This is a genomic window from Rhizobium sp. 0TCS1.26 (genome assembly GCF_050455525.1).
In the GTDB taxonomy this organism is placed as follows: domain Bacteria; phylum Pseudomonadota; class Alphaproteobacteria; order Rhizobiales; family Rhizobiaceae; genus Neorhizobium.
In genome coordinates this window covers 1,308,495-1,332,534 of record NZ_JBCIYV010000001.1, presented here as the reverse complement: position 1 = coordinate 1,332,534, position 24,040 = coordinate 1,308,495, and the positions used below count along the sequence as shown (strand labels likewise).

Annotated in this window: 22 protein-coding genes; 11 read left to right on the top strand and 11 right to left on the bottom strand. The window is 62.8% G+C overall.

What is annotated here, in order from left to right; all coding sequences use genetic code 11:
- Nucleotides 1-7: 7 nt before the first annotated feature.
- Both AAIH46_RS06565 and AAIH46_RS06560 read right to left on the bottom strand, forming a co-directional pair.
- The gene (locus AAIH46_RS06565; RefSeq protein ID WP_430304850.1) at nucleotides 8-1,273 is read right to left on the bottom strand and encodes a polysaccharide biosynthesis/export family protein; all 1,266 of its coding nucleotides are present in this window, start codon (nucleotides 1,271-1,273) and stop codon (nucleotides 8-10) included.
- Between the two features lie 125 nt (nucleotides 1,274-1,398).
- Entirely contained in the window at nucleotides 1,399-2,079 is a 681-nt protein-coding gene (locus tag AAIH46_RS06560) for a sugar transferase (RefSeq protein WP_430304848.1), read from the bottom strand.
- Between the two features lie 676 nt (nucleotides 2,080-2,755).
- Here AAIH46_RS06560 and AAIH46_RS06555 point away from each other — a divergent pair.
- Together AAIH46_RS06555 and AAIH46_RS06550 are read left to right on the top strand one after the other, a co-directional pair.
- Nucleotides 2,756-3,046: an exopolysaccharide production repressor protein gene (locus tag AAIH46_RS06555; RefSeq protein ID WP_430304847.1), complete on the top strand. Its 291-nt coding sequence runs from the start codon at nucleotides 2,756-2,758 to the stop codon at nucleotides 3,044-3,046.
- 127 nt (nucleotides 3,047-3,173) lie between these two features.
- Nucleotides 3,174-4,187 (top strand): glycosyltransferase family 2 protein, encoded by a 1,014-nt coding sequence (locus AAIH46_RS06550; protein WP_430304846.1) that lies wholly within the window; start codon nucleotides 3,174-3,176, stop codon nucleotides 4,185-4,187.
- On the opposite strand, the gene AAIH46_RS06545 is transcribed toward AAIH46_RS06550, so the two are convergent.
- A complete protein-coding gene (locus AAIH46_RS06545) occupies nucleotides 4,178-5,131 on the bottom strand; it encodes a polysaccharide pyruvyl transferase family protein (protein ID WP_430304844.1) in 954 nt (317 codons plus the stop codon). The genes AAIH46_RS06550 and AAIH46_RS06545 overlap by 10 nt on opposite strands.
- A gap of 51 nt (nucleotides 5,132-5,182) precedes the next feature.
- Nucleotides 5,183-6,148, bottom strand: coding sequence for a glycosyltransferase family 2 protein (locus AAIH46_RS06540; protein ID WP_430304843.1), 966 nt, complete (start codon nucleotides 6,146-6,148; stop codon nucleotides 5,183-5,185).
- Between the two features lie 678 nt (nucleotides 6,149-6,826).
- Here AAIH46_RS06540 and AAIH46_RS06535 point away from each other — a divergent pair.
- The 7 genes from AAIH46_RS06535 (at nucleotide 6,827) to AAIH46_RS06505 (ending at nucleotide 15,289) form a co-directional block, all read left to right on the top strand.
- Nucleotides 6,827-7,966 carry an acyltransferase family protein gene (locus tag AAIH46_RS06535; protein ID WP_430304842.1) on the top strand — a complete coding sequence of 380 codons (1,140 nt, stop codon included), beginning with the start codon at nucleotides 6,827-6,829 and terminating at the stop codon, nucleotides 7,964-7,966.
- A gap of 9 nt (nucleotides 7,967-7,975) precedes the next feature.
- The gene (locus AAIH46_RS06530; protein WP_430304841.1) at nucleotides 7,976-8,755 is read left to right on the top strand and encodes a glycoside hydrolase family 16 protein; all 780 of its coding nucleotides are present in this window, start codon (nucleotides 7,976-7,978) and stop codon (nucleotides 8,753-8,755) included.
- Between the two features lie 124 nt (nucleotides 8,756-8,879).
- Complete coding sequence (locus AAIH46_RS06525; RefSeq protein WP_430305018.1) at nucleotides 8,880-10,019, top strand: glycosyltransferase; 1,140 nt, start codon at nucleotides 8,880-8,882, stop codon at nucleotides 10,017-10,019.
- A 3-nt stretch (nucleotides 10,020-10,022) separates the two neighbouring features.
- Nucleotides 10,023-11,021, top strand: coding sequence for a glycosyltransferase family 2 protein (locus AAIH46_RS06520; protein WP_430304840.1), 999 nt, complete (start codon nucleotides 10,023-10,025; stop codon nucleotides 11,019-11,021).
- Nucleotides 11,018-11,953 carry a glycosyltransferase family 2 protein gene (locus AAIH46_RS06515; RefSeq protein WP_430304839.1) on the top strand — a complete coding sequence of 312 codons (936 nt, stop codon included), beginning with the start codon at nucleotides 11,018-11,020 and terminating at the stop codon, nucleotides 11,951-11,953. The genes AAIH46_RS06520 and AAIH46_RS06515 overlap by 4 nt, the downstream gene beginning before the upstream one ends.
- Nucleotides 11,950-12,915: a glycosyltransferase family 2 protein gene (locus AAIH46_RS06510; protein WP_430304838.1), complete on the top strand. Its 966-nt coding sequence runs from the start codon at nucleotides 11,950-11,952 to the stop codon at nucleotides 12,913-12,915. The genes AAIH46_RS06515 and AAIH46_RS06510 overlap by 4 nt, the downstream gene beginning before the upstream one ends.
- Nucleotides 12,916-12,958: 43 nt before the next feature.
- Nucleotides 12,959-15,289 carry a Wzz/FepE/Etk N-terminal domain-containing protein gene (locus AAIH46_RS06505; protein ID WP_430304837.1) on the top strand — a complete coding sequence of 777 codons (2,331 nt, stop codon included), beginning with the start codon at nucleotides 12,959-12,961 and terminating at the stop codon, nucleotides 15,287-15,289.
- 36 nt (nucleotides 15,290-15,325) lie between these two features.
- Here the strand turns inward: AAIH46_RS06505 and AAIH46_RS06500 are convergent, their stop codons facing one another.
- From AAIH46_RS06500 to cyoA, 6 genes are all read right to left on the bottom strand, one after another.
- Nucleotides 15,326-15,499 (bottom strand): hypothetical protein, encoded by a 174-nt coding sequence (locus AAIH46_RS06500; RefSeq protein ID WP_430304836.1) that lies wholly within the window; start codon nucleotides 15,497-15,499, stop codon nucleotides 15,326-15,328.
- An 84-nt stretch (nucleotides 15,500-15,583) separates the two neighbouring features.
- The gene (locus AAIH46_RS06495; protein ID WP_430304835.1) at nucleotides 15,584-16,321 is read right to left on the bottom strand and encodes an SURF1 family protein; all 738 of its coding nucleotides are present in this window, start codon (nucleotides 16,319-16,321) and stop codon (nucleotides 15,584-15,586) included.
- Nucleotides 16,322-16,366: 45 nt separating this feature from the next.
- Nucleotides 16,367-16,774, bottom strand: a complete 408-nt coding sequence (gene cyoD / locus AAIH46_RS06490; RefSeq protein ID WP_430304834.1) for a cytochrome o ubiquinol oxidase subunit IV — start codon at nucleotides 16,772-16,774, stop codon at nucleotides 16,367-16,369.
- Nucleotides 16,771-17,391, bottom strand: coding sequence for a cytochrome o ubiquinol oxidase subunit III (cyoC, locus tag AAIH46_RS06485; RefSeq protein WP_430304833.1), 621 nt, complete (start codon nucleotides 17,389-17,391; stop codon nucleotides 16,771-16,773). The genes cyoD and cyoC overlap by 4 nt, the downstream gene beginning before the upstream one ends.
- 4 nt (nucleotides 17,392-17,395) lie before the next feature.
- A complete protein-coding gene (gene cyoB, locus AAIH46_RS06480) occupies nucleotides 17,396-19,402 on the bottom strand; it encodes a cytochrome o ubiquinol oxidase subunit I (protein ID WP_430304832.1) in 2,007 nt (668 codons plus the stop codon).
- Nucleotides 19,403-19,432: 30 nt separating this feature from the next.
- Nucleotides 19,433-20,563, bottom strand: a complete 1,131-nt coding sequence (gene cyoA, locus AAIH46_RS06475; protein ID WP_430304831.1) for a ubiquinol oxidase subunit II — start codon at nucleotides 20,561-20,563, stop codon at nucleotides 19,433-19,435.
- A gap of 334 nt (nucleotides 20,564-20,897) precedes the next feature.
- Here cyoA and AAIH46_RS06470 point away from each other — a divergent pair, with 334 nt between their 5' ends.
- Nucleotides 20,898-22,244 carry an MFS transporter gene (locus tag AAIH46_RS06470; RefSeq protein WP_430304830.1) on the top strand — a complete coding sequence of 449 codons (1,347 nt, stop codon included), beginning with the start codon at nucleotides 20,898-20,900 and terminating at the stop codon, nucleotides 22,242-22,244.
- A 179-nt stretch (nucleotides 22,245-22,423) separates the two neighbouring features.
- Nucleotides 22,424-23,167, top strand: a complete 744-nt coding sequence (locus AAIH46_RS06465) for a hypothetical protein (RefSeq protein WP_430304829.1) — start codon at nucleotides 22,424-22,426, stop codon at nucleotides 23,165-23,167.
- Between the two features lie 73 nt (nucleotides 23,168-23,240).
- Here the strand turns inward: AAIH46_RS06465 and AAIH46_RS06460 are convergent, their stop codons facing one another.
- The gene (locus AAIH46_RS06460; RefSeq protein ID WP_430304828.1) at nucleotides 23,241-24,032 is read right to left on the bottom strand and encodes an AAA family ATPase; all 792 of its coding nucleotides are present in this window, start codon (nucleotides 24,030-24,032) and stop codon (nucleotides 23,241-23,243) included.
- Nucleotides 24,033-24,040 lie beyond the last annotated feature (8 nt).

The following is a 24,040-nucleotide window of genomic DNA, read 5'->3' as shown; positions in this document are numbered from 1 at the left end:
GAAAACCTCACTGCATCAGCAGTTCGGAGGTCACCTTCACCACATCGCCGGGTTCGAGAGGCGTACCCTCGTTGGCGGCGATCTCCTTCGGGCCGGTGCCATCGTCACGGACGATCGAGTAGCGCAGCGTCGTGGAACGACCGTTCGGGTCGAACTTCAACGCTTCCGCCGACTGAGCCATCGCTTCCGTCATCAGTTGGCGGCTGGTTCCGATCTGCAGGTTGAGCTTTTCCAGTTCCGCCTCGGTGTCCTGCATGTCCTTGACGCGCTGGGCTTCCCAGTCGTTCTTGAGGTTGATCTCGTCCTGTTCCGCCTGGCTGATCTGCTGCTTGGCGCGCAGGATGTTGGTATCGATGTCGAGCAGGCTCGACTGCACCTCGGCCGTGCGCTCCTCGATCGACAGCAGGCGCGAACTGAGGGCGAGACCCTGCTCGCTGAGGCCCTTGATCTTGTCGCGGTCCTGCTGGGCGATCTCCAGCTGGCGGTCCTGCGTCTCGCTCTTGCGGTTCAGCGATTCAACCTCGCTCTGCAGCAGCGCCTTGAGGTTGGCCAGGGTCTTCAGCTGAAGCTCGTAGCGGTCGCGGCGCTGCTTCATCAGAGCCGTCTCGCTGTCGATCAGCTCCTTGGCCTTCGGAACCTTCACAAGCTCCTGCGGCATGCTGATCTCGCTGCTGCCGCTCATTTCCGATGACAGCCGGGCATGGCGGGCGATCAGTCGGGCCCGCTGCGTGTCATAGACGGAGACGTCCCCTTGCGCATTGATGAAGTCGCGGGCGAAACGCTGGCCGCTTTCGGAGCGGCGCAATCCGCCGCCGAGGCTGACGGCCTTGAGTACCGTGAGGTTGGGCGAGAATGCATATTCGCCGGGCGTCTGGACATCGCCGGTGAGGAAGACGGGGCGGAACTGCGACACCTCGACCGAGGCGGACGGCAGGTTGCGCAAGGCGAACTGCTGCTGCAGCCGCTTGCCGATCTCGTCGGCCACTTCCTCGGGCGTTTTGCCGGCGGCCTTGAGGCTGCCAATGAACGGCAGCGACAGGGCCCCGGCCGGGCCGATGCTGTAGTCGCCGCTGAGAGCGTCCCAGCTCTTGAAGGATCCGTCGGTCGGTTCCCATTGCGCGATGCGCACACGGATCTTGTCCATGACGCCAAGATGGTAGCCGGAGCTTTCCGCGGCGACGGCTTGTCCTGAAAGCAGGACCAGCCCGGCCAGCAGCAGGGCCAACCGGCGGGATCGTTGGCTCGATGTATCGAGAGCCGAAATGGTGAGCATCGATGCTCCTCGGTCTGTTGAACGGCAGCGGGCGCGGAATGCAAGATCCAACGCGTTTCTGCCGTCATTGGGTGAGGTTGCGGATGAGGCGCCTGGCGCGCAGCGGCGCGACCTCATCCACCCGTTTAATAGCTGCCGCGCGACATGCAGACGGCAGGAATGGTCTTCACGATGATGGAGATGTCGCGAAGCAGCGACCAGTTCTGAACGTACTGCGTATCGAAAGCGATGCGGCTCTCGTACGAGACGTCGTTGCGGCCGCTGATCTGCCACAGTCCGGTGAGGCCTGGACGGGTCTGCAGATAGTAGACGGCAAAGCTGTCGTAGAGGGTCAGTTCCTCGTCGACGACAGGGCGCGGGCCGACAATGCTCATGTCGCCACGCAGAATGTTGATCAGCTGCGGCAGTTCATCGAGGCTGAGCTTGCGCAAGACCGTACCGATGGTGGTGACCCGTGGATCGTGCTTGAGCTTACGCGTGGCACGCCATTCCTTGGCCGCCTCCGGATCGTTCTGCAGATAGCGGCGGAGGACTTCGTCCCCATTGACCACCATCGTCCTGAATTTCAGGCACTTGAAGTACCGGCCGTTGTGGCCGACACGCTTGTGTCCGTAGAAGATCGATCCCCCGTCGGAAAACTTGACGAGGGCCATGATCATCAAAAGTAGCGGCGAGAACACGACGATCGCAATCATTGCGGTCGTCACGTCGAAAGCGCGCTTCGCGACGCCGCCTGTCGGGAAGGACAGGTGCATCTCATCGGTCGGGCTTAGCGGCGAACCTGCCGATCGTGTCGCGGACTTCATAGAGAGGACTCCATTGCTGTTGCGAGTGGTCGGTGCCATTGCGGCGCATCATGGCCGGCGAATGGGACAATAATTGTGTGTTCTGAATTTGTTGCCAGTGATTTTTTGCAGGAGGGGGAGCAAACGCACCGTTGCGAACCGATTTAGGTCGCCCGGACACATGTCAATCCTGTGACGGCTTAAATGCAAGCTTACGTTAACCACAGAACTTGTTCTGTAGTTTCCTAAAAAACTTGCGGATGATGTGCTTGTAGATTTACCAACCGGTAGTTTACAGGGGTACGGTTATTAGGACGTGACTCAGCGTAAGTCACGAGCTTCCACGTCAGGAGGGCAGTTTGCACTTGGGTATGGCGCCGATTTGTGCACTGCAATATTCCCGCTGCGCCGCAAACAGTCAATTCGCCGGTCACGTTTCTGTGTAACAAATGTTGATCGCACAGACACCAGCACTGGTGATTTTTGCCGGTCCTCAGCCTCCGGGTGCAGGCCGAAAGATGGCAAGAAGGCGGCGGTCGCATTTTTCGCCTTGCGTGAGATTACCAAATATTCATGGAGTTCTGCGCAAAAATGCGTGGTATTCTGGAACATCGCATTGCACTAATGGATCTGGTCTATCACTGCTCGGCAGAAATTCCGGGTCAACTCTTAGGAAATCGCGTTCGGGAGGATCACGATGTACGGACCGCGGGCTCTGATCAGCATGCTGGCAGTTCTCCTCGTTTTCGCGGGCGCGAGCTATGTGCTCAACGGATCCTTGGCGACGACCTTGTGGCAGACGGTGGTCTGCGCGGTTATCCTCCAGGCTGGATACTTCGTCGCCGTCCTGGTGCTGGTGCACCGGGAAAAGGTCGAGCGGGACCGAATCTCGCCGGAGCGCGTCGCCATGCTGCGCGAAGCCGAGGCTCGCCGCAGCGAGGATCTCCAGCCGGGGCCGGCACCTAAGCTCAAGATCGGCGATCACTGAGGCTGCCCGCATCGCGCAAACAGCCTTCACGGGCGCTTTTCAGGCGCTGCGTGTCCCGTGCCTTCCATATCCTCGACATCTTCCTAGTTTCTGATCCGTTGGACGGTTAATCGCAACGGAGGCGGACATGAGCGCAGACAGCGGATCCGAAGTGTGTGTCATCATCGCTGCGAAGGATGCAGCGGACACTATCGGCAAGGCGATCGCCTCGGCACTGGCTGAAACTGCGGTGAGCGAAGTCGTCGTCATCGACGACGGATCTTCCGACGGCACCGATGCGGCGGCACGTGCTGGCGACGACGGCACCGGGCGTCTGAAGGTTCTGCGCTTCGATGAGAACCAGGGGCCATCCGCTGCTCGCAATCGCGCCATCGAGGCTTCCACGGCTCCGCTCATCAGCATTCTCGATGCCGACGACTTCTTCTTCCCGCAGCGCTTCACGGCCATGCAGGCGGAGAAGGACTGGGATCTGCTCGCCGACAATATCGGCTTCATCCATCATGACCCGAGCCTGCCGGTCGAGCCGGACCGCTTCCATGCCCGCACGCGCAGCCTGTCGCTTGTCGATTTCGTTGAAGGCAACATCTCCCGTCGCGGCGTCAAGCGAGGCGAGATCGGCTTCCTGAAGCCGGTCATTCGACGGTCGTTCCTTACCGAGCACGGACTGTGCTACAACGAAGACCTGAGGCTGGGGGAGGACTACGACCTCTACCTGCGGGCACTGGCAAAGGGTGCCCGCTACAAGGTCATCGATCACTGCGGTTATGCGGCAGTGGTGCGGGCAAATTCGCTGAGCGGCCGGCACCGGACGCAGGACCTGCGCCGGCTTTACGAGGCGGAGCAGGCAATTCGCCTGACGCCCGGCCTGCTGAGCGCCGAACAGGCACAGGCGGTGCGGCGGCACGAGCGGCAGATCAAGGCACGTCACGACCTTCGCCAGGCGCTCGACGTGAAGGCGGAAGGCGGCAAGGGAGCGGCCATCCGCCATCTGCTAGCGAACCCGGCAGCGGCCCCCGCGGTCATCGGCGGGGTGCTGGGCGACAAGCTCGAGGCGATGCGCAACAAGGGCGCCGCGCCGATGCCGGTGCAGGAGGGAAAGCTTCGATATCTCCTGCCGGGCGTGCCGGTCGCTCAGAGGTAGTCGCGGCGCACCGTGTCGATGACCGCCTGGAAGCGCGCCTGGCGTTCTTCGAGACGACCGTCCGGGGATAGCTGCGGCTCGGCGCGACTTGCCTGCCACAGGGCGAGCATCGACGGAGCGGCCAGCATCTGCTTTGCCACCGTCTTCAGCCGCGATCCTTGCGAGGCCGGTGGCGAGAGCGTCGCAACGCCCGCCGGTTCGGTCGGGATCACGTCAGCGACCGGTTGCGGCTCGCCCGGCGGGATGCGGACACCCCAGAAGCGCGACTGCTTGTAGCCGGCCTCGGCACGGGTGGAGACCGGCACGTAGCGCGGCCGATACTCGGCGCCGACAGTCTGCGCCCAGTCGTTCCACTTGAAGCTGTTGATCAGGCGCGACGTCGATACGGCAACCCACGGCACGCGGAAGGCATCGGCAAGGATTGCGCCGTGCATGGATTCGGCGACGATCATCTCCGACTGGGCGATGGCGGTAATCACCGACTTCGCCTCACCGCGCGGATCCAGATAGGTCAGGCCGGCCGGTTCGCAGACATCCTTCCAGATGCCGAATTCGGCCGATTCCCAATGCGGCACGAAGGTCTTCTTGTAGCGTTTGGTGAGGTTCTGGAACTCCGGCATCCGGGTGACCATCACGGCCGGGTCGATGATCCCCATCTCGGGCGAGAGGCCGAGCTTTTCGGCCGTCAGCGGGCCACGCACGCAGCGGACGTCCCACTCGGCGGCATCGCTGACATCCGGTGGAGTGCCATAGCCGTAGCCGCTGCCGATCACCAGCTTGCGAATGCCGGAGGGCAGCAGCGTCGGATTGAGCACCGTTCCGACGCCAACCAGAAGCACCTCCGGGTGCACCTCCCGAAGGCCCGGCAGCAATGCGTCCCAGAGCCACAGATTGAGATCGTCGCCGAAATTGCCGTGGTGGGATTCCCAGTAATATGGCTTCATCTCAGGGTTCCTTGGAGGAGGGGACGGTTGATCGGGCAGGTGCAGGCAGCGTCAGCGGGATGTCTTGAATTTCCCCGTTCCGAGCTGGAAGGCAGTCATCAGCAGCGCCGGATCGCGGACGACCCAGCGCATCAGCATCCGCAGGTCAGGCACCTTGCGCCGACGCAGCAGGCCCGCCTGGCTCCAGAGTGCCTGGCGCCTGGCGGTATTCTTGTAGGAGGTGATCGACGCAACCTCGTTCGGCCGCCGGCTGAAGCGCTGCTCCAACTGGTCGAGTGCCACCCAGGTATTGAACTGCTGCTTGAGGAACTGTGGCGACTGGTTATCGGTCGCATGGAAGATATTGATGCCGCGGCCACGCTCGGCCCCCGGGTCGTCGCAGAGGAGCGCACGCCGGGCGGCGAGGATGCAGTCGCAGAAGAACAGCACGTCTTCGGCTGCCAGCCGCAGTTTCGGCTCGAAGCGGATGGTCTCGAAGATCGGCCGGCCGATCACCATGCAGGAGAGATGCAGGAAGCCCCAGTTCTTCAGCATGGCGCTCGCCAGGTCGCCAAGTTCCAGAACCAGAGGCTTTTCCATCACCCGGCGCGTGCCGGGTTCGTCGATCAGCTCGGACATGCCGAAGTGATAGTAGAAATCCTCATCCGCCTTCATCGACGCCCAGTAGCAGTCGCCGCCGAGTTCGGTCAGTGCCTTGTGGGCGTTCGCGAGATGCGTCGGCATCCAGATATCGTCGGAATCCAGGAAGGCCGCATAGGAAGTCTTTGGGGAAATGGCATCGAGGCCGGTATTGCGCGCACCTCCCGGGCCGGCATTCGGCTGGGTGATGAGCCGGATGCGCGAGCGCTCGGCGTCGCTCAAGCCCTGCAGTTCCCGTTCGGCAGGATAGGGCGAGGCATCGTCGACGATGATGATGTCGCTATCTTCGAAGGTCTGCGCAAAGATCGATCGCAGAGCGCGGGTCAGCACGCCCGGTTCTTTCTGGTAGTATGGAATGATGACTGTGAACGTCGCCATAGCTAGCCCCTCAGGTATCCGGGATGGCTCTCGTCGATGTCGACAACCCTCCATCAGCACATTTGCGGCGGTCTGCCGCCTGTTCCCGTCGTCGATACGGCGTCGACCAACGGTGTCCTTTGTAAGCCGTGACGAGAACCCTATCAGTCGAACGTGTCATTCCGGCTGAAATTTGTCCTGTTTTTGCGTTGCGGCAAGTTCTTTGCAGCGCAGCATGAGGAAGCAAGCGATTTCAGTCATATGCGGGACGATGCATCTGGAAGACGAGCGCCCCTCGGCGATCAACCTTGCGTCATCGCCTCCCATCGCGACTGCGTTTGCCTTGTTTCTGCCTCAATATCGGCAGCCGACGCCCATCTACCCCTGGTTTTCGAGGGTCATCTGAAGAAAAATACACGATCATCTGTCGGATAATTGATACGCGCGTGTGCGGCCGCTTGTCCTGGCAAAGTCGTTGGATTCGTTGACCGCAACCCTATGGAGAGGACGCCGTCGATGGTGACCGATGCCCGGCCGGATCGTCCTGAAGACGATCCTTCTCGACAGGCTGCGCTTGAGGAATTGCTGCAGCGCCACATTTTGTACGAAACAGGCCAGCATTCTTGGACCCTCACGGGCAAAGACTGCTCAGTCTGTCAATGGTTGCGAGGGGAGGCGCAGCCACACAAGGGGTGACTGATGACTGTCGATCAGAACATATCCTCCCGTATCGATCTGATGCGTATCGTCCTCATCTTCGGCATCGTGCTTGTGCATGTGCCTTACGATGCAGACGCAAGTCCGTTCGTCGAACCGAACGGCACCTTCGACTGGATCAGGGTCTATCTGGGGGAGAGCCTGTTTCGCATCGGCGTGCCGTGCCTGAGCGCGATCTCCGGCTATCTGCTGTTCCAGCGCGGCTATGAGCGCTTCGACTACCGCAAGACGCTGATGTCGAAGTCGCGCTCCGTGCTTCTCCCGTTCCTGTTGTGGAACCTGTCGCTGCTGGCCCTGGTGCTTGTCATAGAGCAGGTCGGCATGGGCATCGGTTACTTCCCGGATCTGGTGAATGCCGGCGCCGGCGACTGGCCGGACCACGCCTTCGGCCTGTCCGATTACCCCGTCAATCTGCCGCTGTATTTCCTGCGAGACCTGATCGTCTGCATCCTTCTGTCACCGTTCCTGGCTTTCCTGGTACGGCGTGCGCCGGCAATGACGCTCGGCGTGCTGTTCGCGCTTGCCGTCTTCCCGACGCTCGATGTCGGACTGGTGCTGAAGAAATCGATCCTGTTCAGCTTCACCTTCGGGATCTTTCTGGCGCTCTATCGTGTCGACCTGAAGAAGCTGGATCGCTACGCATGGCCGATGACCGCTGCCCTTGTGGCAACTTCGGCACTGCTCTCCCATGGTCTCTACATGACCGGTCCGGATTTTCCGCCGCTCCTCAACGTGCTGCGCAACGTCCTCTCGATTCTCGGCGCGACCGCCTTCTGGATGCTTTCGTCGCTGTTGATCCGCACCCGTCTCGGCCGGCGTCTGTCACGCACCGGAAGCCTCAGCTTCTGGACCTTCTGCGGACATTATCCGCTGCTCGTCGTCTTCTGGATGATCTGGAACCGATATGCCGGGGCGGAGCTCTATCCGATTTTTTACATCGGTGCCGTCCTCCTTACCTACAGCCTGCTTATTCTCAGCAATGGTCTGGTTCTGCGCTGGATGCCACGGGTCTACGCGGCCCTGACCGGCAATCGCCGACGCACGAATGCGGCGGGTGCCGTCACCCAGGGCGCCAAACTGGTGGGGAACCAGCCGTCTCCTGCCATGCAAGAACAGAGGTAAAGAATGAACATGTCGCATTCCGCACGTAAATCCCTCCTGCGCGGCTTCGGCCTCATGGCCGCCGTCATCGCCACCAGCGCCGCCGCGCAGTCCACCGGTGCGTCCTTCGTCGAGAACTTCGACAGGCTGGACAACTCCTTCTGGTATGTCTCGGACGGCTGGAACAACGGATCGCATCAGAACTGCACCTGGTCGAAGCAGCAGGTGGATATCGACGGCGGACGCCTTCAGCTGCGCTTCGAGGCGAAGCCTTTGGGTGAACGTCAGTATGCCTGCGGCGAGATCCAGACCCGCCAGCGCTACGGCTACGGAACGTTCGAGGTCCGCATGAAGGCCGCCAGCGGCTCGGGCCTGAACTCGGCATTCTTCAGCTATATCGGCCCGACCGACAAGAAGCCGCACGACGAGATCGATTTCGAGGTGCTCGGCAAGAATGCCGGCGAAGTGCAGGTCAACCAGTACATCTCGGCGAAGGGCGGCAACGAGAAGCTCGTTCCGGTGGCCGGCGGCGCTGACAAGGCGTTCAACGACTATGCCTTCATATGGGCGAAGGATCGGCTGCGCTATTACGTCAACGGCAAACTGGTTCAGGAGGTCACGGATCCGGCGAAGATCCCATCCAATCCGCAGAAGATCTTCGTCAGCCTGTGGGGGTCCGATACGCTGAAGAACTGGATGGGGGCATTTGCCTATGCCGGCGGTGCCCGCATGGAAGTCGACCGCATCGCATTCACGGCCCCGGGCGAAAAATGCCGCTTCCCGGAGTCCATCTCCTGCACGATAAACTGAGGCGTCCGCGCCTCAGTCCCTGCTTCGCATCTCGAACCATAAGAAAATGGAGCCGCACCACGTGACGTTGAACCTACTCTACCTTGCTCATGATCTTTCGGATCCTGCGATCCGCAGGCGTGTCATGATGCTGAAGGCAGGCGGTGCTCGGATCGCGGTGGCGGGCTTTCAGCGGGATGCCAACCTGCTGGCGGGCGATCCGGAGGTTCCGGTCGTGACGATCGGCCGGACCGCCGACGGTCGGCTGGGCCAGCGCCTGTCTTCGGTGTTGAAGGCGCGGCTGTCGCTGAGGCGGCAGCTCGCCGGCCTGCCGAGGCCCGACGTGATCCTCGCCCGCAATCTGGAAATGCTGGCGCTGGCCGGGCAGGCGGCGTCCGTCTTTGGCGGCGGCCGGGTGCCGATCGTCTACGAGGCGCTGGACATCCACCGCCTGATGCTGGACGACGGGATCAAGGGGCGCCTGCTGCGCGCTGCTGAAGGGTATCTCGCCCGCAATAGCCGGCTGCTGGCGACCAGTTCGCCGGCCTTCGTGCAGCACTACTTCGAACGACGCTCAAGCGTCCGGCTGCCGGTGCTGCTGCTTGAAAACAAGGTTCTCGACCTCAATCCGGATCCCGGCCTCTGGCCGCCGATCCCGCGTCCGGGCCGGCAGGGCGAGCCCTGGCGGATCGGCTGGTTCGGCGCCATCCGCTGCCGCAAGAGCTTCGACATCCTCAGCCGCTTTGCCCGGGAGATGGACGGTCAGGTGGAGATCATCATCCGCGGTCGGGTGTCGCCGCGCGAGTTTCCGAACTTCGACGCGCTGCTGGCCGATGCTCCGCATGTTTCGTTCGGCGGCAGTTACCGCAATCCGGAGGATCTCGCGACGATCTACGGCGAGGTGCAGTTCGTCTGGGCCATCGACTTCTTCGAGGAAGGCCTGAATTCCGAGTGGCTGCTGCCGAACCGGCTCTATGAAGGCGCGCTGCACGGCGCTGTGCCGATCGCCCTGTCGACGACGGAAACCGGCCATTTCCTGGCGCAGCGCAATCTTGGCTTGCTGCTTGCCTCGGTCGATCCGCAGTCGCTGCAGGAGCGCTTCAAGCAGCTCTCCTCCGACGATTACCTGCAGCTGTTTGCAAGGCTTGCCGACAGCAAGCGCAGCCAGTGGGCCATCGGCGAGGCGGAATGTCGGGCGCTCGTCGCCCGGCTTGCGGGGCTCGCCCCGCATGTCGCACCCGCTGCCGCTCTGCACATCCCGTCACCCCAGCAATCGGAAGGTTAGCGCATGTCGTCCCCGATCCAGCCTGAGATGCGAAGCCTGATCGTCATTCCGTGCCTCAATGAGGCGCGCCACATCGGAACGCTGCTGCGCGATCTGGCGGAGAGCCGCGGCAACAACGACATGCTGATCGTCGTTGCCGATGGCGGAAGCACCGATGGGACGCGCGAGATCGTCGCCGGCCTGACGCCTTCGATCGCTGATCTGGTGCTTCTCGAAAATCCGAAGCGGATCCAGAGTGCCGCCGTCAATCTGGCCGTCGAGCGGTTCGGTTATGGTCGCCAGTACCTGATCCGCATCGACGCGCATGGCGACTACCCGGAGGATTACTGCCAGATCCTGCTGCAGGAGGCAGTCGATACTGGCGCAGATTCCGTTGTCGTCGGCATGAAGACGGTCGGCACGGGCACGTTCCAGCGGGCAACCGCGCTCGCCCAGAATTCAAAGCTCGGCAATGGCGGCTCCAAGCACCGGGAAGGTGCCGAGGGCCAGTGGATCGAACACGGTCACCACGCGCTGATGCGCATCGAAGCCTTTCGTGCCGTCGGCGGATATGACGAAAGCTTCACCCACAATGAGGATGCGGAGCTCGATCACCGACTGCGCAAGGCGGGCTACCGTATCTGGATGACGGCGAAAACCTTCATGACCTATTATCCGCGGTCGGCCCCGTACCCCCTGTTCCGCCAGTATCTTGGCTATGGTCGCGGGCGGGCCCGCAACCTCCTGAAGCACCGGTCTGTCCCGAAGCTGCGACAGGCACTGCCGCTGATGGTGATGCCGGTCATCGTCGGCGCCGGGCTCGCCGTTCTGCACTGGGTCGCCGCGGTGCCGCTGCTGCTCTGGGCAGGGCTCTGCCTCGCCTACGGAGTCTGGATCGCCGTGTCGGAGCGCAATGCCTATGGGCCGCTGGCGGCGATATCGGCCATGATCATGCACGCCGCCTGGTCGGCCGGCTTCTGGCTCGAGCTGATCGGCGGGCGAAAGACGAGGGCCGCGACATGAGAATGGACCATGACCAGTCACACCTGCATGTCGACATCGGCATTTGCACCTTCCGCCGGCCGGAGCTTTCGGCGACTCTGCTGTCGCTGTTCAGCCTCGTGGTGCCGTCGGGCGTGCGGTTGAGACTGATCGTTGCCGATAACGACGAGACGCCCAGCGCCTTCGAACTGGTCGAGAGCCTGCGCGGCAGGTCGCCGTTCGAACTCAGCTACATCCATTGCCCGAAGGCCAACATCTCGATTGCCCGCAACGCCTGCCTTGCCGCAAGCGATGGCGATTATCTGGCGTTCATCGACGATGACGAGACGGCATCGCCGGAGTGGCTGGCCGAACTGCTGGAGACCGCGGCTGCAACGACTGCGGATGTCGTGCTCGGTCCTGTGCGGGCGATCTACGCGGTCGGCGCGCCGGACTGGATGACGAGCGGCGATTTCCATTCGACGATGCCGGTCTGGGTCGAAGGCGAGATCCGCACCGGATATACCTGCAACGTCCTTCTCGACATGCGCTCGCCCAGTATCCACGGTCGCCGGTTTGCCCTGTCGCTCGGCCAGAGCGGCGGCGAGGACACCGAATTCTTCACCAAAGTGACGGATGCCGGCGGGCGCATCAGCTTTGCCGAAAAGGCCTGGCTGACGGAGCCGGTGCCGGCGCGCCGGGCAAGTCTCGGCTGGCTGCTGAAGCGCAGGTTTCGCTCGGGCCAGACGCATGGCCGGATCGTCGGTGCCAGGCATTCGGCGCTCGGACGCCTTCGTCAGTTCGGCACGGCGGCCGCGAAGGCCGGATACTGCGGACTGGCCGCCCTCTTGACGCTGTTCTCGCCGACGGCGCGTAACCGCAATCTGCTGCGCGGTGCCCTGCACCTCGGCGCCATGACCGGCATCCTCGGGGTGCGAGAGATCCGCCAATACGGATCGGTGGAGGCTGCATGAACCAGACCATGATGCCGGATGTCAGTTTCGTCGTGGCTGCCTACAACGCGAGGGACACCATCGGCCGCGCGATCGACAGCGCGCTGGCGCAGGTCGGCGTCGCCGTCGAAGTGGTGGTGGTCGACGACCGCTCGACCGACGGTACTGCCGAACTGGTGCGCTACTTCGGCGATGCGCGGGTGAGGCTGGTCGAGCTGCCGGTGAATGGCGGTCCCGGTGCGGCGCGCAATGCGGGTATCGAGGCGGCCGCCGGGCGCTGGATCGCGGTGCTGGATTCCGACGACGAAGTGCTGCCGGGCCGATCCGCTGCGATGATCGCCTGCGCCGGCCGGATGGATGCGGAAATCGTCGTCGACAATCTCAAGGTGATGAAGCCGGGCGAGCCGGCTGAGACGATGTTTTCGCCGGCGGAACTGGCCAAGCTCCCGGCGCTGACGCTCGCCGATTTCATCTCGTCCAACGTGATCTTCCGGTCGACCTTCAATTTCGGCTATATGAAGCCGATGTTCCTGCGCGATCTCCTGACGCGCAAGAGCCTGCGCTTCGACGAAAGCCTGCGGATCGGCGAGGACTACATCCTGCTTGCCTCGGCGCTGGCATCCGGCGGGCGCTGCGCAATCGAACCGTCCGCCGGCTACATCTACCATATCCGGCAAGGATCGATCTCACGCGTCCTGAAGCCGGAACACGTCGAAGCGATGATGGCAGCCGATGCCCGATTCCTCAGCGACTATCCGCTCGACGGTGCTGCGCGTGCGGCACAGACGCAACGCAGCCAAAGCCTCAACGAGGCGGCGGCGTTTCTGGCGCTTGTCGATGCGATAAAGCGGCGAGCCTGGGCTGACTGCTTCAAGCTTGCTGCCGCTCACCCCGGCGCGCTGCGCCATCTGAAAATGCCAATTGCCGAACGACTGAGACGCGTTGCCCGATCGGCGACGCAGGCTCGCCGGACGTTTCCCTAATTTCCCTTCCCTCCCGGCGGGAGGGTGCGAAAGGATCTGACCCATGGATCACATCAATCTCCGCTCGACAGGCTTTGCTGCGGCGAACCGCGATCAGGATGCGTTCATAGACCTCGACCGCCTGATGACGGCGGTGATGCGGCGCGCGCGGCTGATCATCATCTGCGTGATCTGCTCGATGGTGCTTGCCGGCGTCTATCTGCTGCTGGCGTCGCCACGCTACACGGCGATGACGCAGATCCTCATCGACGAGAACCTCTCCCGCTATGCCGATGACGAGCAGACCAGCCAGAGCGCGCAGCTGATCGACAACCGGATGTCGAGCGCGGTCGAAATCGTCAAGTCCAAGGCGCTGGCGCTGCGCGTGGTGGACGACCTGAAGCTTGGTGACAACAATGCCTTCCTCAACCCGCCGGTGTCGCCGGTCGGTCTCGTCAAGGCGGGCGTCAAGAGCGTCGTCAGCCTCGTCAAGCCGGCCACCCCGCCGCCTGCCGAACAGGATGCGCAGAACGGTCGCCGGGAGAAGGCGGCGGCGATCCTGCAGCAGTCGGTCACTGCCGATCGCGTCGGCCGCAGTTCGGTCATCGCCGTGGCTCTGCAGTCGCCGGAACCGCAGCTCTCGGCCCAACTCGCCAAGGCCTATGCCGCTGCCTATGTCTCGGAACAGCTGAGCGCCAACTTCGACGCAACGGAGAAGGCATCCGGTTGGTTGCAGGAGCGTCTGAACGACCTCAACAAGCGGTCGCAGGAAGCGGCCATGGCCGTCGAACAGTACAAGATCAGCAATGACCTCATCTCGCCGCGCGGCGAACTTCTGTCGTCACAGCAGCTGGCCGACCTGACAAGCCAGCTGATCGTCGCGCAGGCCGATTCTGCCACCGCCGCGGCGCGCTACCAGCAGTACAAGGCAATCACCGACCAGGGACCGACCGTTGCCGTCGACAACGCTATCGTCTCTGTCGGTGGCGCTGAGAATTCGGTCATCCAGGATTTGCGCAAGCGTTACCAGGCCGCCGCCGAACGGGAGCGATCGGTGCTCGAGCAGTTCGGTGCCGATCACCCGCAGGCCCGCATGCTGGCAACCGAAAAGAACGCTCTTGCCCAACAGATTTTTGGCGAACTGCAGCAGCTGACGGCGGGCTTCAAGAACGAGTTCGAGGTTGCCACCTCGCGCGAGAAATCGCTGCGCGCGAGCATCGAGAAGGTTGCCGGCAGGAATTCGGATGCCAACGTCTCGCAGATCCAGCTGCGCGAACTTGAGCAGCGGGCGGCATCGCTGAAGACGCTTTACCAGTCATACCTCGACCGCTTCGAACAGGCGTCGCAGCAGCAGTCCTTCCCGATCGCCCACGCGCGGGTGATCTCCAATCCGGGCGTGCCGGTGTCGCCGTCCAGCCCGCGCAAGACGCTGACGATGGCGCTGTCGATCGTTCTCGGGCTGTTTGCCGGCGGCGGCATTGCAACGGTGCTGGAACTCAGAGAACGCGGCTTCCGTCTCGGCCAGGACGTCCGCAGTCATCTGGGGCTGCGCTTCATAGGCTACCTGGCGCTGATCAAGCGAGCCGGCGGGCAGACCGCCGCGACCGGCCAGACGCTGCCGCAGACCGCCGTCGACGAGGGGGCGACTGCCACAGATCCGTTCATCCGCAAGCTGACGCGTGTCGCCGTGGACTATCCCCGCTCTGCCTTTGCCGAGACGCTGCGCAACGTCAAGCTTGCCTGCGACCAGGCGACGCCCAACCGCAGCTGCCGGGTGATCGGCGTGGTGTCGGCGCTCCCGGGGGAGGGGAAGTCGGTGGTCGCCGCAAACCTTGCCGTCATGCTCGGGGCGATGAACAAGCGAACCCTACTTCTCGACGCGGATTCCTGCAATCGCGGCTCAAGCGGCATTCTTGGAGCCGAGCCGCCGAACGGCCTGATGGAAGTGCTGCGTGGCGAGGCGCCGTGGACCAGCGCCATCACCATCGATGCCAAGGCAAAGCTCGCCATCCTGCCGATCGCCTCGCGCAACCAGGCCATGCCGCATACTAGTGACCTCCTGGCCTCGGCCGACATGGACCGGCTGATGGAGACGGTGAACGGCCGCTTCGACTATGTAGTCGTCGATCTGGCGCCGATCGTTCCGGCAATTGATGCAAAGGCCTTCGCCCCGCATGTCGACAGCTATCTGATGGTCGTGGAATGGGGAACGACGCCGGTGAAACTGCTGCAGACCGTGCTGGAGCAGGAAACCGCAATCGCGGCCAAGACCGTCGGCGTCATCCTCAACAAGACGGACATGGATGAGCTGCCGAAATATGCCGATCCGGGCGCTCCGGAGCGCTTTCGCGGCCAGACCGGCAGCTATCGCTCGGAAGAGCCGGTGGCGGTCTGATCCGCCGCCTGCTTCAGGATCAGTTTGCTGCCGACGTCATTGCGAGGTCATCGAGCCGTAGAGCACGATGAATAGGTAAAGGCAGAAGGCTCCGGCAGCAAAGATGATGAAGAAGGTGATGATGCCGCGTCCGGCGCGCTGCTTCTGCTGGCGTTCCGGCGCGCTGTCCTCGGGACTGGCGATCGGGTCGTTGCGGATGTCCTTGATCATGCGGTCTGCCTTTTCTTCACCTTGGTCTGAGGTAACCGACGGCAGGCGCCGGCGGTTCCCGTCCGGGGTGAAGAATGCAGGCGCTCAGCGCCCGTGCCGGCGGCCCTGGCGGATCAGGTAGAGGCAAGCACCCGCCGACATCGCCGCCAGCGCATACCAGGTCAGCGCATAGACGAGATGGCTGTTGCGGAAGGCAATCACGGTCAGGCCGCCGACGGGGTAGCTGCCGGGGTTTGGCGTCGCGTCCGCGTCGATGAAATAAGGTGCAACATTCGTCAGCCCGCGACTTTGCGCGATCGCCGTGACGTCACGTGAGTACCAGCGATCACCCTCTGGATCGTTCAATCGCAGGAAGGCCCCGCCTGGCTCCGAGATGCGCAACAGGCCGCTGATCGTCACCTCGCTCTCGGCCAGCCCGTGCGAGCGGCTGGAGGGATCACGTCGATCCGGCGGTATAAAGCCGCGATTGATGAGGATGGTCGTGCCATCCGCCGTCAGCAGCGGCGTCAGCACCCAGAAGCCGGCACCGCGCTCGGTAACCGCCTGGACGAGCGTTTCCTTGTCGTTGAGCAGGCGGCCGGTGACGCTGACGCGGCGGTATTCGTCGTTCGCGGCGTCGATGCCCGGCCACGTGGACGGGCCGGGGGCCGGCACCGCTTCCGCATGCACGCGGGCATCGACGCGCTCGATCAGGTCGAGCTTCCAGAACAGCCGCTGCACCTGCCAGCTTCCTAGCCCGACGAAGACAAGAAAGAAGCCCGCCATCGCAACGGCAAATGCGACGGGTCGCCTTGCGGTGCGGGGACGGGCCTCAATGATCATCGGTATGTCCTTGACGGACGGCGCCCAAGGCGCCGCCCCATGCCGTTACGGCATGTTCTTCATCATTTCCGGGCTCATCGGCATCATGTTGGTGTTCAGATGATGCATGACCCAGAGCGAGCCGGAGAGGGCGATGGCGACGACGATGATCGTGAAGATCAGCGCCAGGATGGTCCAGCCGCCTTCGGACTTGGAGTTCATGTGCAGGAAGTAGACCATGTGGACGACGATCTGCACGGCGGCCAGAGCCATGATGATGGCGACGGTGGCGGCCTTGCTGTCGAGCACGTCGGCCATCACCAGCCAGAACGGAATGGCGGTCAGGATCACCGACAGGACGAAGCCGGTCATGTAGCTCTTCAGCGTGCCGTGAGCCGCTTCGTGACCGTGGCTGTGGCCATGATGCGTGTTGTGGGCGCTTTCCTGCGCCGGCGCGTGCGGGTTCGAACTCATCCGGTAACTCCGATCAGGTAAACGAGGGAGAAGACGCCGATCCAGACCACGTCGAGGAAGTGCCAGAACATCGACAGGCACATCAGGCGACGGCGGTTCGCTTCGATCAGCCCGTGGCGGGCGACCTGGACCATCAGCGTCACCAGCCAGATGCAGCCGAAGGTGACGTGCAGACCGTGGGTGCCCACCAGCGTGAAGAAGGCCGACAGGAAGCCGGAGCGCTGCGGGCCGGCGCCTTCGTTGATCAGGTGATGGAACTCGTACAGTTCGAGACCCAGGAAGATCAGGCCGAAGATGCCGGTGATGCCCAGCCAGAACAGCGTCTCCGCCTTGGCATTGCGCTCCATCTGCAGCATGGCGAAGCCGTAGGTGATCGACGACAGGAGCAGCATCGCAGTGTTGATCGCGACGATGTTGAGGTCGAACAGATCGGCCGGCGAGGGGCCGGCCGCGTAGTTGCGGCCGAGCACGGCGTAGGTGGCGAAGAGGACCGCGAACATCAGGCAGTCGCTCATCAGGTAGATCCAGAAGCCCAGCATGGTGCTGCTTTCCGGATGGTGGTCTTCCGTCAGGTAGAATTGCGGCTTTTCGGCCGAAACGGCGTGGCTTTCACTCATGATATCAGGCCTGTTCCGCTAGCTGCTTGGTCCGGGCGTCTTCCGTCTCGACGACGGTTTGGGCCGGGATGTAGTAGTCGCGCTTGTAGTTGAAGGTATGGGCGATCGAAACCACCAGGATGCCGAGGAATGCCAGCACCGCCAGCCACCACATGTACCAGATCATGCCGACGGCGAGCGCGACGCTGAGACCGGAGAGGATGACGCCCGTGCCGGTGTTCTTCGGCATATGGATCGGCCGAAAGCCTTCGAGCGGACGCACGTAACCGCGGCTCTTCATGTCGTACCAGCTGTCATGGTCGTGGACGACAGGCGTGAAGGCGAAGTTGTACTCCGGCGGCGGCGACGAGGTCGACCATTCCAGGGTGCGGCCGTTCCACGGGTCGCCGGTCGTATCGCGCAGCTGGTCGCGCTTCAGGAAGCTGACGATCAGCTGGATGATGAACGCACCGATGCCGACAGCAATCAGGACTGCACCGAAAGCCGCGATGACGAACCAGATCTGCAGCGACGGGTCCTCGAAGTGGTTGACGCGACGGGTGACACCCATCAGGCCGAGCACGTAGAGCGGCATGAAGGCGACATAGAAGCCGATCAGCCAGAACCAGAAGGAGATCTTGCCCCAGAACGGATCCAGGCGGTAGCCGAAGGCCTTCGGATACCAGAAGTTGATGCCGGCCAGCAGGCCGAAGACCACGCCGCCGATGATCACGTTGTGGAAGTGGGCGATCAGGAACAGCGAGTTGTGCAGCACGAAGTCGGCCGGCGGAATGGCCAGCATGACGCCGGTCATGCCGCCGATGACGAAGGTCACCATGAAGCCGATCGTCCACATCATCGGCACTTCGTAGCGAATGCGGCCGCGATACATGGTGAACAGCCAGTTGAACATCTTCGCGCCCGTCGGGATCGAGATGATCATCGTGGTGATGCCGAAGAAGGCGTTGACGCTGGCACCGGATCCCATCGTGAAGAAGTGGTGCAGCCAGACGAGGTAGGAGAGGATGGTGATGACGACCGTCGCATAGACCATCGAGGCATAGCCGAACAGGCGCTTGCCGGAGAAGGTCGAGACGATCTCGGAGAAGATGCCGAAGGCCGGCAGGATAAGGATGTAGACTTCCGGGTGACCCCAGATCCAGATGAGGTTGACGTACATCATCGGGTTGCCACCAAGGTCGTTGGTGAAGAAGTTCGTGCCGGCGTAGCGGTCGAGCGTCAGCAGTACGAGCGTGGCGGTGAGGATCGGGAAGGAAGCAACGATCAGGACGTTGGTGCAGAGCGAGGTCCAGGTGAAGATCGGCATCTTCATCATGGTCATGCCCGGCGCGCGCATCTTGACGATGGTGGCGATTAGGTTGATGCCCGACAACGTCGTTCCGACACCTGCGACCTGCAGGCCCCAGATATAGTAGTCGACCCCGACGCCCGGGCTGTAATCGGCACCCGACAGCGGCGGATAGGCAAGCCAGCCGGTCCGGGCGAATTCACCGACGAACAGCGACAGCATGATGATCGCAGCTCCAGCTGCCGTCATCCAGAACGAGAAGTTGTTGAGGAAGGGGAAGGACACGTCGCGGGCGCCGATCTGCAGCGGCACGACGTAGTTCATCACCCCCGTCACCAGCGGCATGGCGAAGAAGAAGATCATGATGACGCCGTGCGCCGTGAAGATCTGGTCGTAGTGGTTCGGGGGCAGGTAGCCCTCGTTGGCACCAAACGCGATCGCCTGCTGGGTGCGCATCATCACCGCGTCGGCAAAACCGCGCAGCAGCATGATCAGCGAGAGGATGACATACATAATGCCGATCTTCTTGTGGTCGACGCTGGTGAACCAGTCGTTCCACAGGTAGCCCCAGAGGCGGAAATAGCTGATCGCGGCGACGACGGCCAGGCCGCCGAGGATGACGGCGATGAAGGTCACCAGCAGGATCGGCTCATGGGTGAACGCCAGCGAGTCCCATGACAACCGACCGAAGATGAATTCCATCAGGTTACTGTTCGTGAACATCTGAGTTTCCAGTATGTCTCAAGCCGCCGGTTACGGCTTCGTGTTTGTGTTCAGCTGGTCAGGGGCAACGCCATGACCTTCATGGCCGCCTTCGGGAGCGGCGGGAGCATCGTTGATGCCTTCGGCTTCCTGGCCCGTCTTGGCACCGTGGCCGGTCGCCGGGTAGGTGGCGCCGGGCCCAGCCTGAGCCGACCAGCGGGTATCGTATTCCAGCCGCTCGCGGTTCTCGTGGCTTTCGACCCCTGCACCGCCCATCATGTCGATATGCATCATCTCGTTCATGCACATCTGGCCGGCGCGGACGCACAGGTTGAGGATGGCATCGTAGAGGCCGTTCTCGACATTGGCGTAGTAGGTCACCGGGACGCGACTGCTCGGCTGCTCCAGCTTCAGGTAGGCGTCGCGGTTGAGAGCCGTTCCCTGGCCCTTGACGCGCTGGACCCACTCATTGAAGCCGTCATTGCTGAGGCCGTGGAACTTGAAGCGCATGCCGGAGAAGCCGTCGCCGCTGTAGTTGGCGGAGAAGCCTTCGTAGACGCCTTCCTTGTTCATCACCGCGTGCAGCTTGGTCTGCATGCCGGGCATGGCGTAGATCTGGCCGGCGAGAGCGGGAATGTAGAAGGAGTTCATCACCGAGGCGCCGGTGATCTTGAACTCGATCGGCGTGTCGATCGGCGCGGCGATCTCGTTGACCGTGGCAATGCCCTGTTCCGGATAGAGGAACAGCCATTTCCAATCCAGCGCCACGACCTCGATGGTGATCGGCTTGGTCTCGGGCGTCACCGGGCGGGCCGCATCGATGCGGTCGAGCGGACGGTATGGGTCGAGCTTGTGGGTGCTGATCCAGGTCACGGCGCCGAGCGCGATGATGATGGCCAGCGGCGCCGACCAGATCACCACTTCAAGACGGGTCGAGTGGTGCCACTCGGGATCGTACTTGGCGTCCGTGTTGGAGCGACGGTAATGCCAGGCGAAATAGAGCGTCAGGCAGATCACCGGAATGATGATGAGCAGCATCAGCACCGTCGAGACGATGATCAGGTCACGCTGCTGCATGGCGATGTCGCCGGATGGCGACATCACGACGAGATCACAGCCCGAAAGGGCGAGGAGTAGGACTAGGGCACTAAGCCGGCGAATGAGTTGCATCAACCGTGGCATCTTTCAGTTCGAAATTTGCGTTTCGTCTACTTGCGACTAAAGCACGAGATCAAGGCTCCCTATGAGGTCTTTCGTCGCAGTGCAAAGCATTTTCGTGCACTGCAGCAGGAACTCACAGGGATGCGCCGGGTTCTAGGTGAGCGAACTGGAAAATCGGCTCACAGTTCGCAGGCCCGCAGCCTAAAGCGCATATTTCACGAAATTCGGCCTTTCGGCGACTAAAATCGGGCGCGCCGGGACCGCAAGTCGAGAAACAGACTTGAAACCCGTCAGATATGCATCATCCTCTCCTTTGGGGAGGCGACCATTCGCCGCAAAGGAGGAGTTCCCTTACATGACTACAGCAGGAAGCCCCACATCGTCCGAGTTTGAGCGCGACGCGCGCCGCATGCATGACGACAAGCCGCTCTCGGCAGGCAACATCGTCATCGGCGTCATCATCGGCCGGATGTCGGAGTTCTTCGATTTCTTCGTCTTCGGTCTCGCATCCGTCCTGGTATTTCCGCGCCTGGTGTTTTCTTTTGCCGGCGATCCGGTCACCGCAACCCTGATGGCCTTCGGCGTCTTCTCCCTGGCGTTCATCGCAAGGCCCGTCGGCTCCGTCGTCTTCATGTGGATCGACCGGACCTACGGACGGGGCACGAAGCTGACGATCGCGCTGTTCATCCTCGGCGGATCGACTGTCTCGCTCGCCTTCCTCCCCAGTTACGAATCCGCTGGCGTCTGGTCGGTCATCCTCCTGGCTCTGTTCCGGCTCGGCCAGGGCTTTGCGCTCGGCGGCGCCTGGGACGGCATGGCATCGCTTCTGGCGCTGAACGCGCCGAAGGAGCAGCGCGGCTGGTACGCGATGATCCCGCAGCTCGGTGCCCCGTTCGGTTTTGCACTGGCAAGCGCCCTCTTCGCATACTTCGTCGCCAACCTGTCGGACCAGGATTTCCTCGCCTGGGGCTGGCGTTACCCGTTCTTCGTCGCCTTCGCCATCAACGTGGTCGCGCTGTTCGCCCGGCTGCGCATTGTTGCCAGCAGCGAGTTCGGCAAGCTCTTCGAAAGCCATGAACTGCAGGCGCGGGCGATCTCCGAAACGGTGTCCGTCCACGGTCGCGACATCCTGCTCGGCGCCTTCGTGCCGCTCGCAAGCTTTGCCATGTTCCACCTGGTGACAATCTTCCCGCTCAGCTGGGTGACCCTGTTCGGCGGCCAGTCGGCCGGTGAGTTCCTGTTCGTGCAGATTATCGGCGCCGCCGTCGGCATCGTCGCGGTCATCGTCTCCGGCATGGCCGCAGACCGCATCGGCCGCCGTCGTCAGTTGATGATCGGCGCCGTCCTCATCGCCATCTTCAGCTTCACCGCACCGTTCCTGCTGGAAGCGGGTGGCAAGGGGCAGGACGCCTACATCATCATCGGCTTCGGCATTCTCGGCCTCTCCTTCGGCCAGGCGTCCGGCGCCGTATCGTCGCGGTTCGGCCTGACTTACCGCTACACCGGCTCGGCGCTCACCTCCGACCTTGCCTGGCTGGTTGGGGCCGGTTTCGCACCGCTGGTGGCGCTCGGACTTGCCAGCAAGTTCGGCATCATCTTCATCGGCGGCTACCTGATCTCGGGTGCCATCTGCACGCTGGCAGCCCTGACGCTCAGCCGCATCCTGGGCTCGGCCGAGCATCAGTCGCCAGTCGACCGCTAAGCGTTTTCACTTCGCGCCGACACTCCACCCACCGATAGCGGCGCCGGCAACCCTGCCGGCGCCGTTTCCGTTCAAGGTGCTGAGATCCGAGTTTAGCGACCGCTGCCGGGTTGAAGCGCCCTTCGCAACATGCGAATCAAGGGATCGGCGACAAACGTCTGATGGAGGAAACTGCCGATATGATGGAAGACACGGATCACCTGGCGGGATTGCTCGCCGAAGCGATCGCCACCGGTGGACTGGTCGACAAGACCAATCTCGTCGTGCCGGACGTCCAGGGCGCCTATGCCGTACAGGCGGCCATTCTCGACAAGCTCGGGGTCTCCCAGCCGCAAGGCTACAAGTTCTCGCTGCGAGACGGGCAATTGTTCGGCGCGCCGCTGATCTTCGTTGAAAGCGCCCGCGAGTTTGCCTTCGCGCCGGGCATCCGCATCGAGGTGGAACTGGCGATGACGCTCGGGCAGGACCTGCCGCCGCGCGGTACGCCCTATACCCGCGAAGAGGTCCAGGCTGCCGTCGAGAAGGTGGCGATCGGCATCGAACTTGTCCGCTCCCGCTACATCGACGGTGCGGGCGACGCCTATCCGCTGCTGCTGTCGGACATGATGAGCAATGTCGGTTACGTGCTCGGACCGGAACTGGACCGGCACGTGCTGGATGCCGGCGCCGATCTGGGCGGCCTGACGCTGACCAACGGCGCGATCGCGCTGTTCGACGGGCCTGCCAAACACCCCGACGCCGATCCGCTGGCAGCGGTGGTCGCCTGTGCCAACCGCGGACTGCCAACCTTCAACGGCGGCCTTCTGCGGAAGGGACAGGTGGTGACGACCGGAACGCTGTCCGGGGCGCCATATATCACTGCGCCATCCGAGGTCACTGCCGCGCTCGGCGGCGCCTCGCTGTCGATCACGCTGAAGGGCTGACAGCGAAGCAGATCCTGAGGAGACAAGACGCCCGCCCGACCGCGGGCGTCTTACTTATTGGTTCTGAGGCGGTTCAGGCCGCCGTCTTGCGCTTGGCCGGCGTTGCGGCGTCGGCCGTATTGGCGGCGCGGGCAGGCGAGCGACGCTTCTTCTCCGTCTCACCGGCAGCGGCGACGGGCTTGGCGGCTTTCGGCTTGGCAGGCTTTACCGGCAGAAGGGCCAGCAGTTCTGTGGCCAGCTGCCGGGAATTCTCCTGTGCCCTGTCGAGGTTGCTGACGCGCTGCGGATCCATGCCGTAGAGCGTGCCGCCGGTGACGAACATGTCGCGGTAGGCGGCCCGTTCGATCAGCGCCGTCTCCAGCACATGCACCTGCTGCTTCGCAAGCATCGCCTTCACCGCCGTCATCGCCCGGGTGGTGATGATCGAATTGATCCGCGTCAGCACCACCGAGTGCGGGATCGTGATGGCGCATTCCGCTTCCAGCGCCTTGAGGATCTGCAGAACCTGGGCACCGCCGACCGCGTCCATGGCGCAGCCCTGCACCGGGATCATCACCCGGTCCGAAAGACCGATCGCCTTGGCGAGCAGCGGCGAGAGACCGCCCGCGACGTCGATCAGGACGTGATCCATCTTCTTCTTCAACGCCTTCACTTCGGCTTCGATCGTGTCTTCCGTGACGCGCGAAACGACCGTGAAGCCGGCGGGTCGTTCGTCCAGCCCGTCCCAGCGGCTAATCCACTGCTGCGGATCGGTATCGAGAAGCGCAACGCGCAGGCCGCGCTGGGCAAGTTCGGCGGCAAGCAGCAGAGCGACGGTGGTCTTGCCGGCGCCACCTTTGGTATTCGCGAATGTAATTGTTGCCATTGTACCCT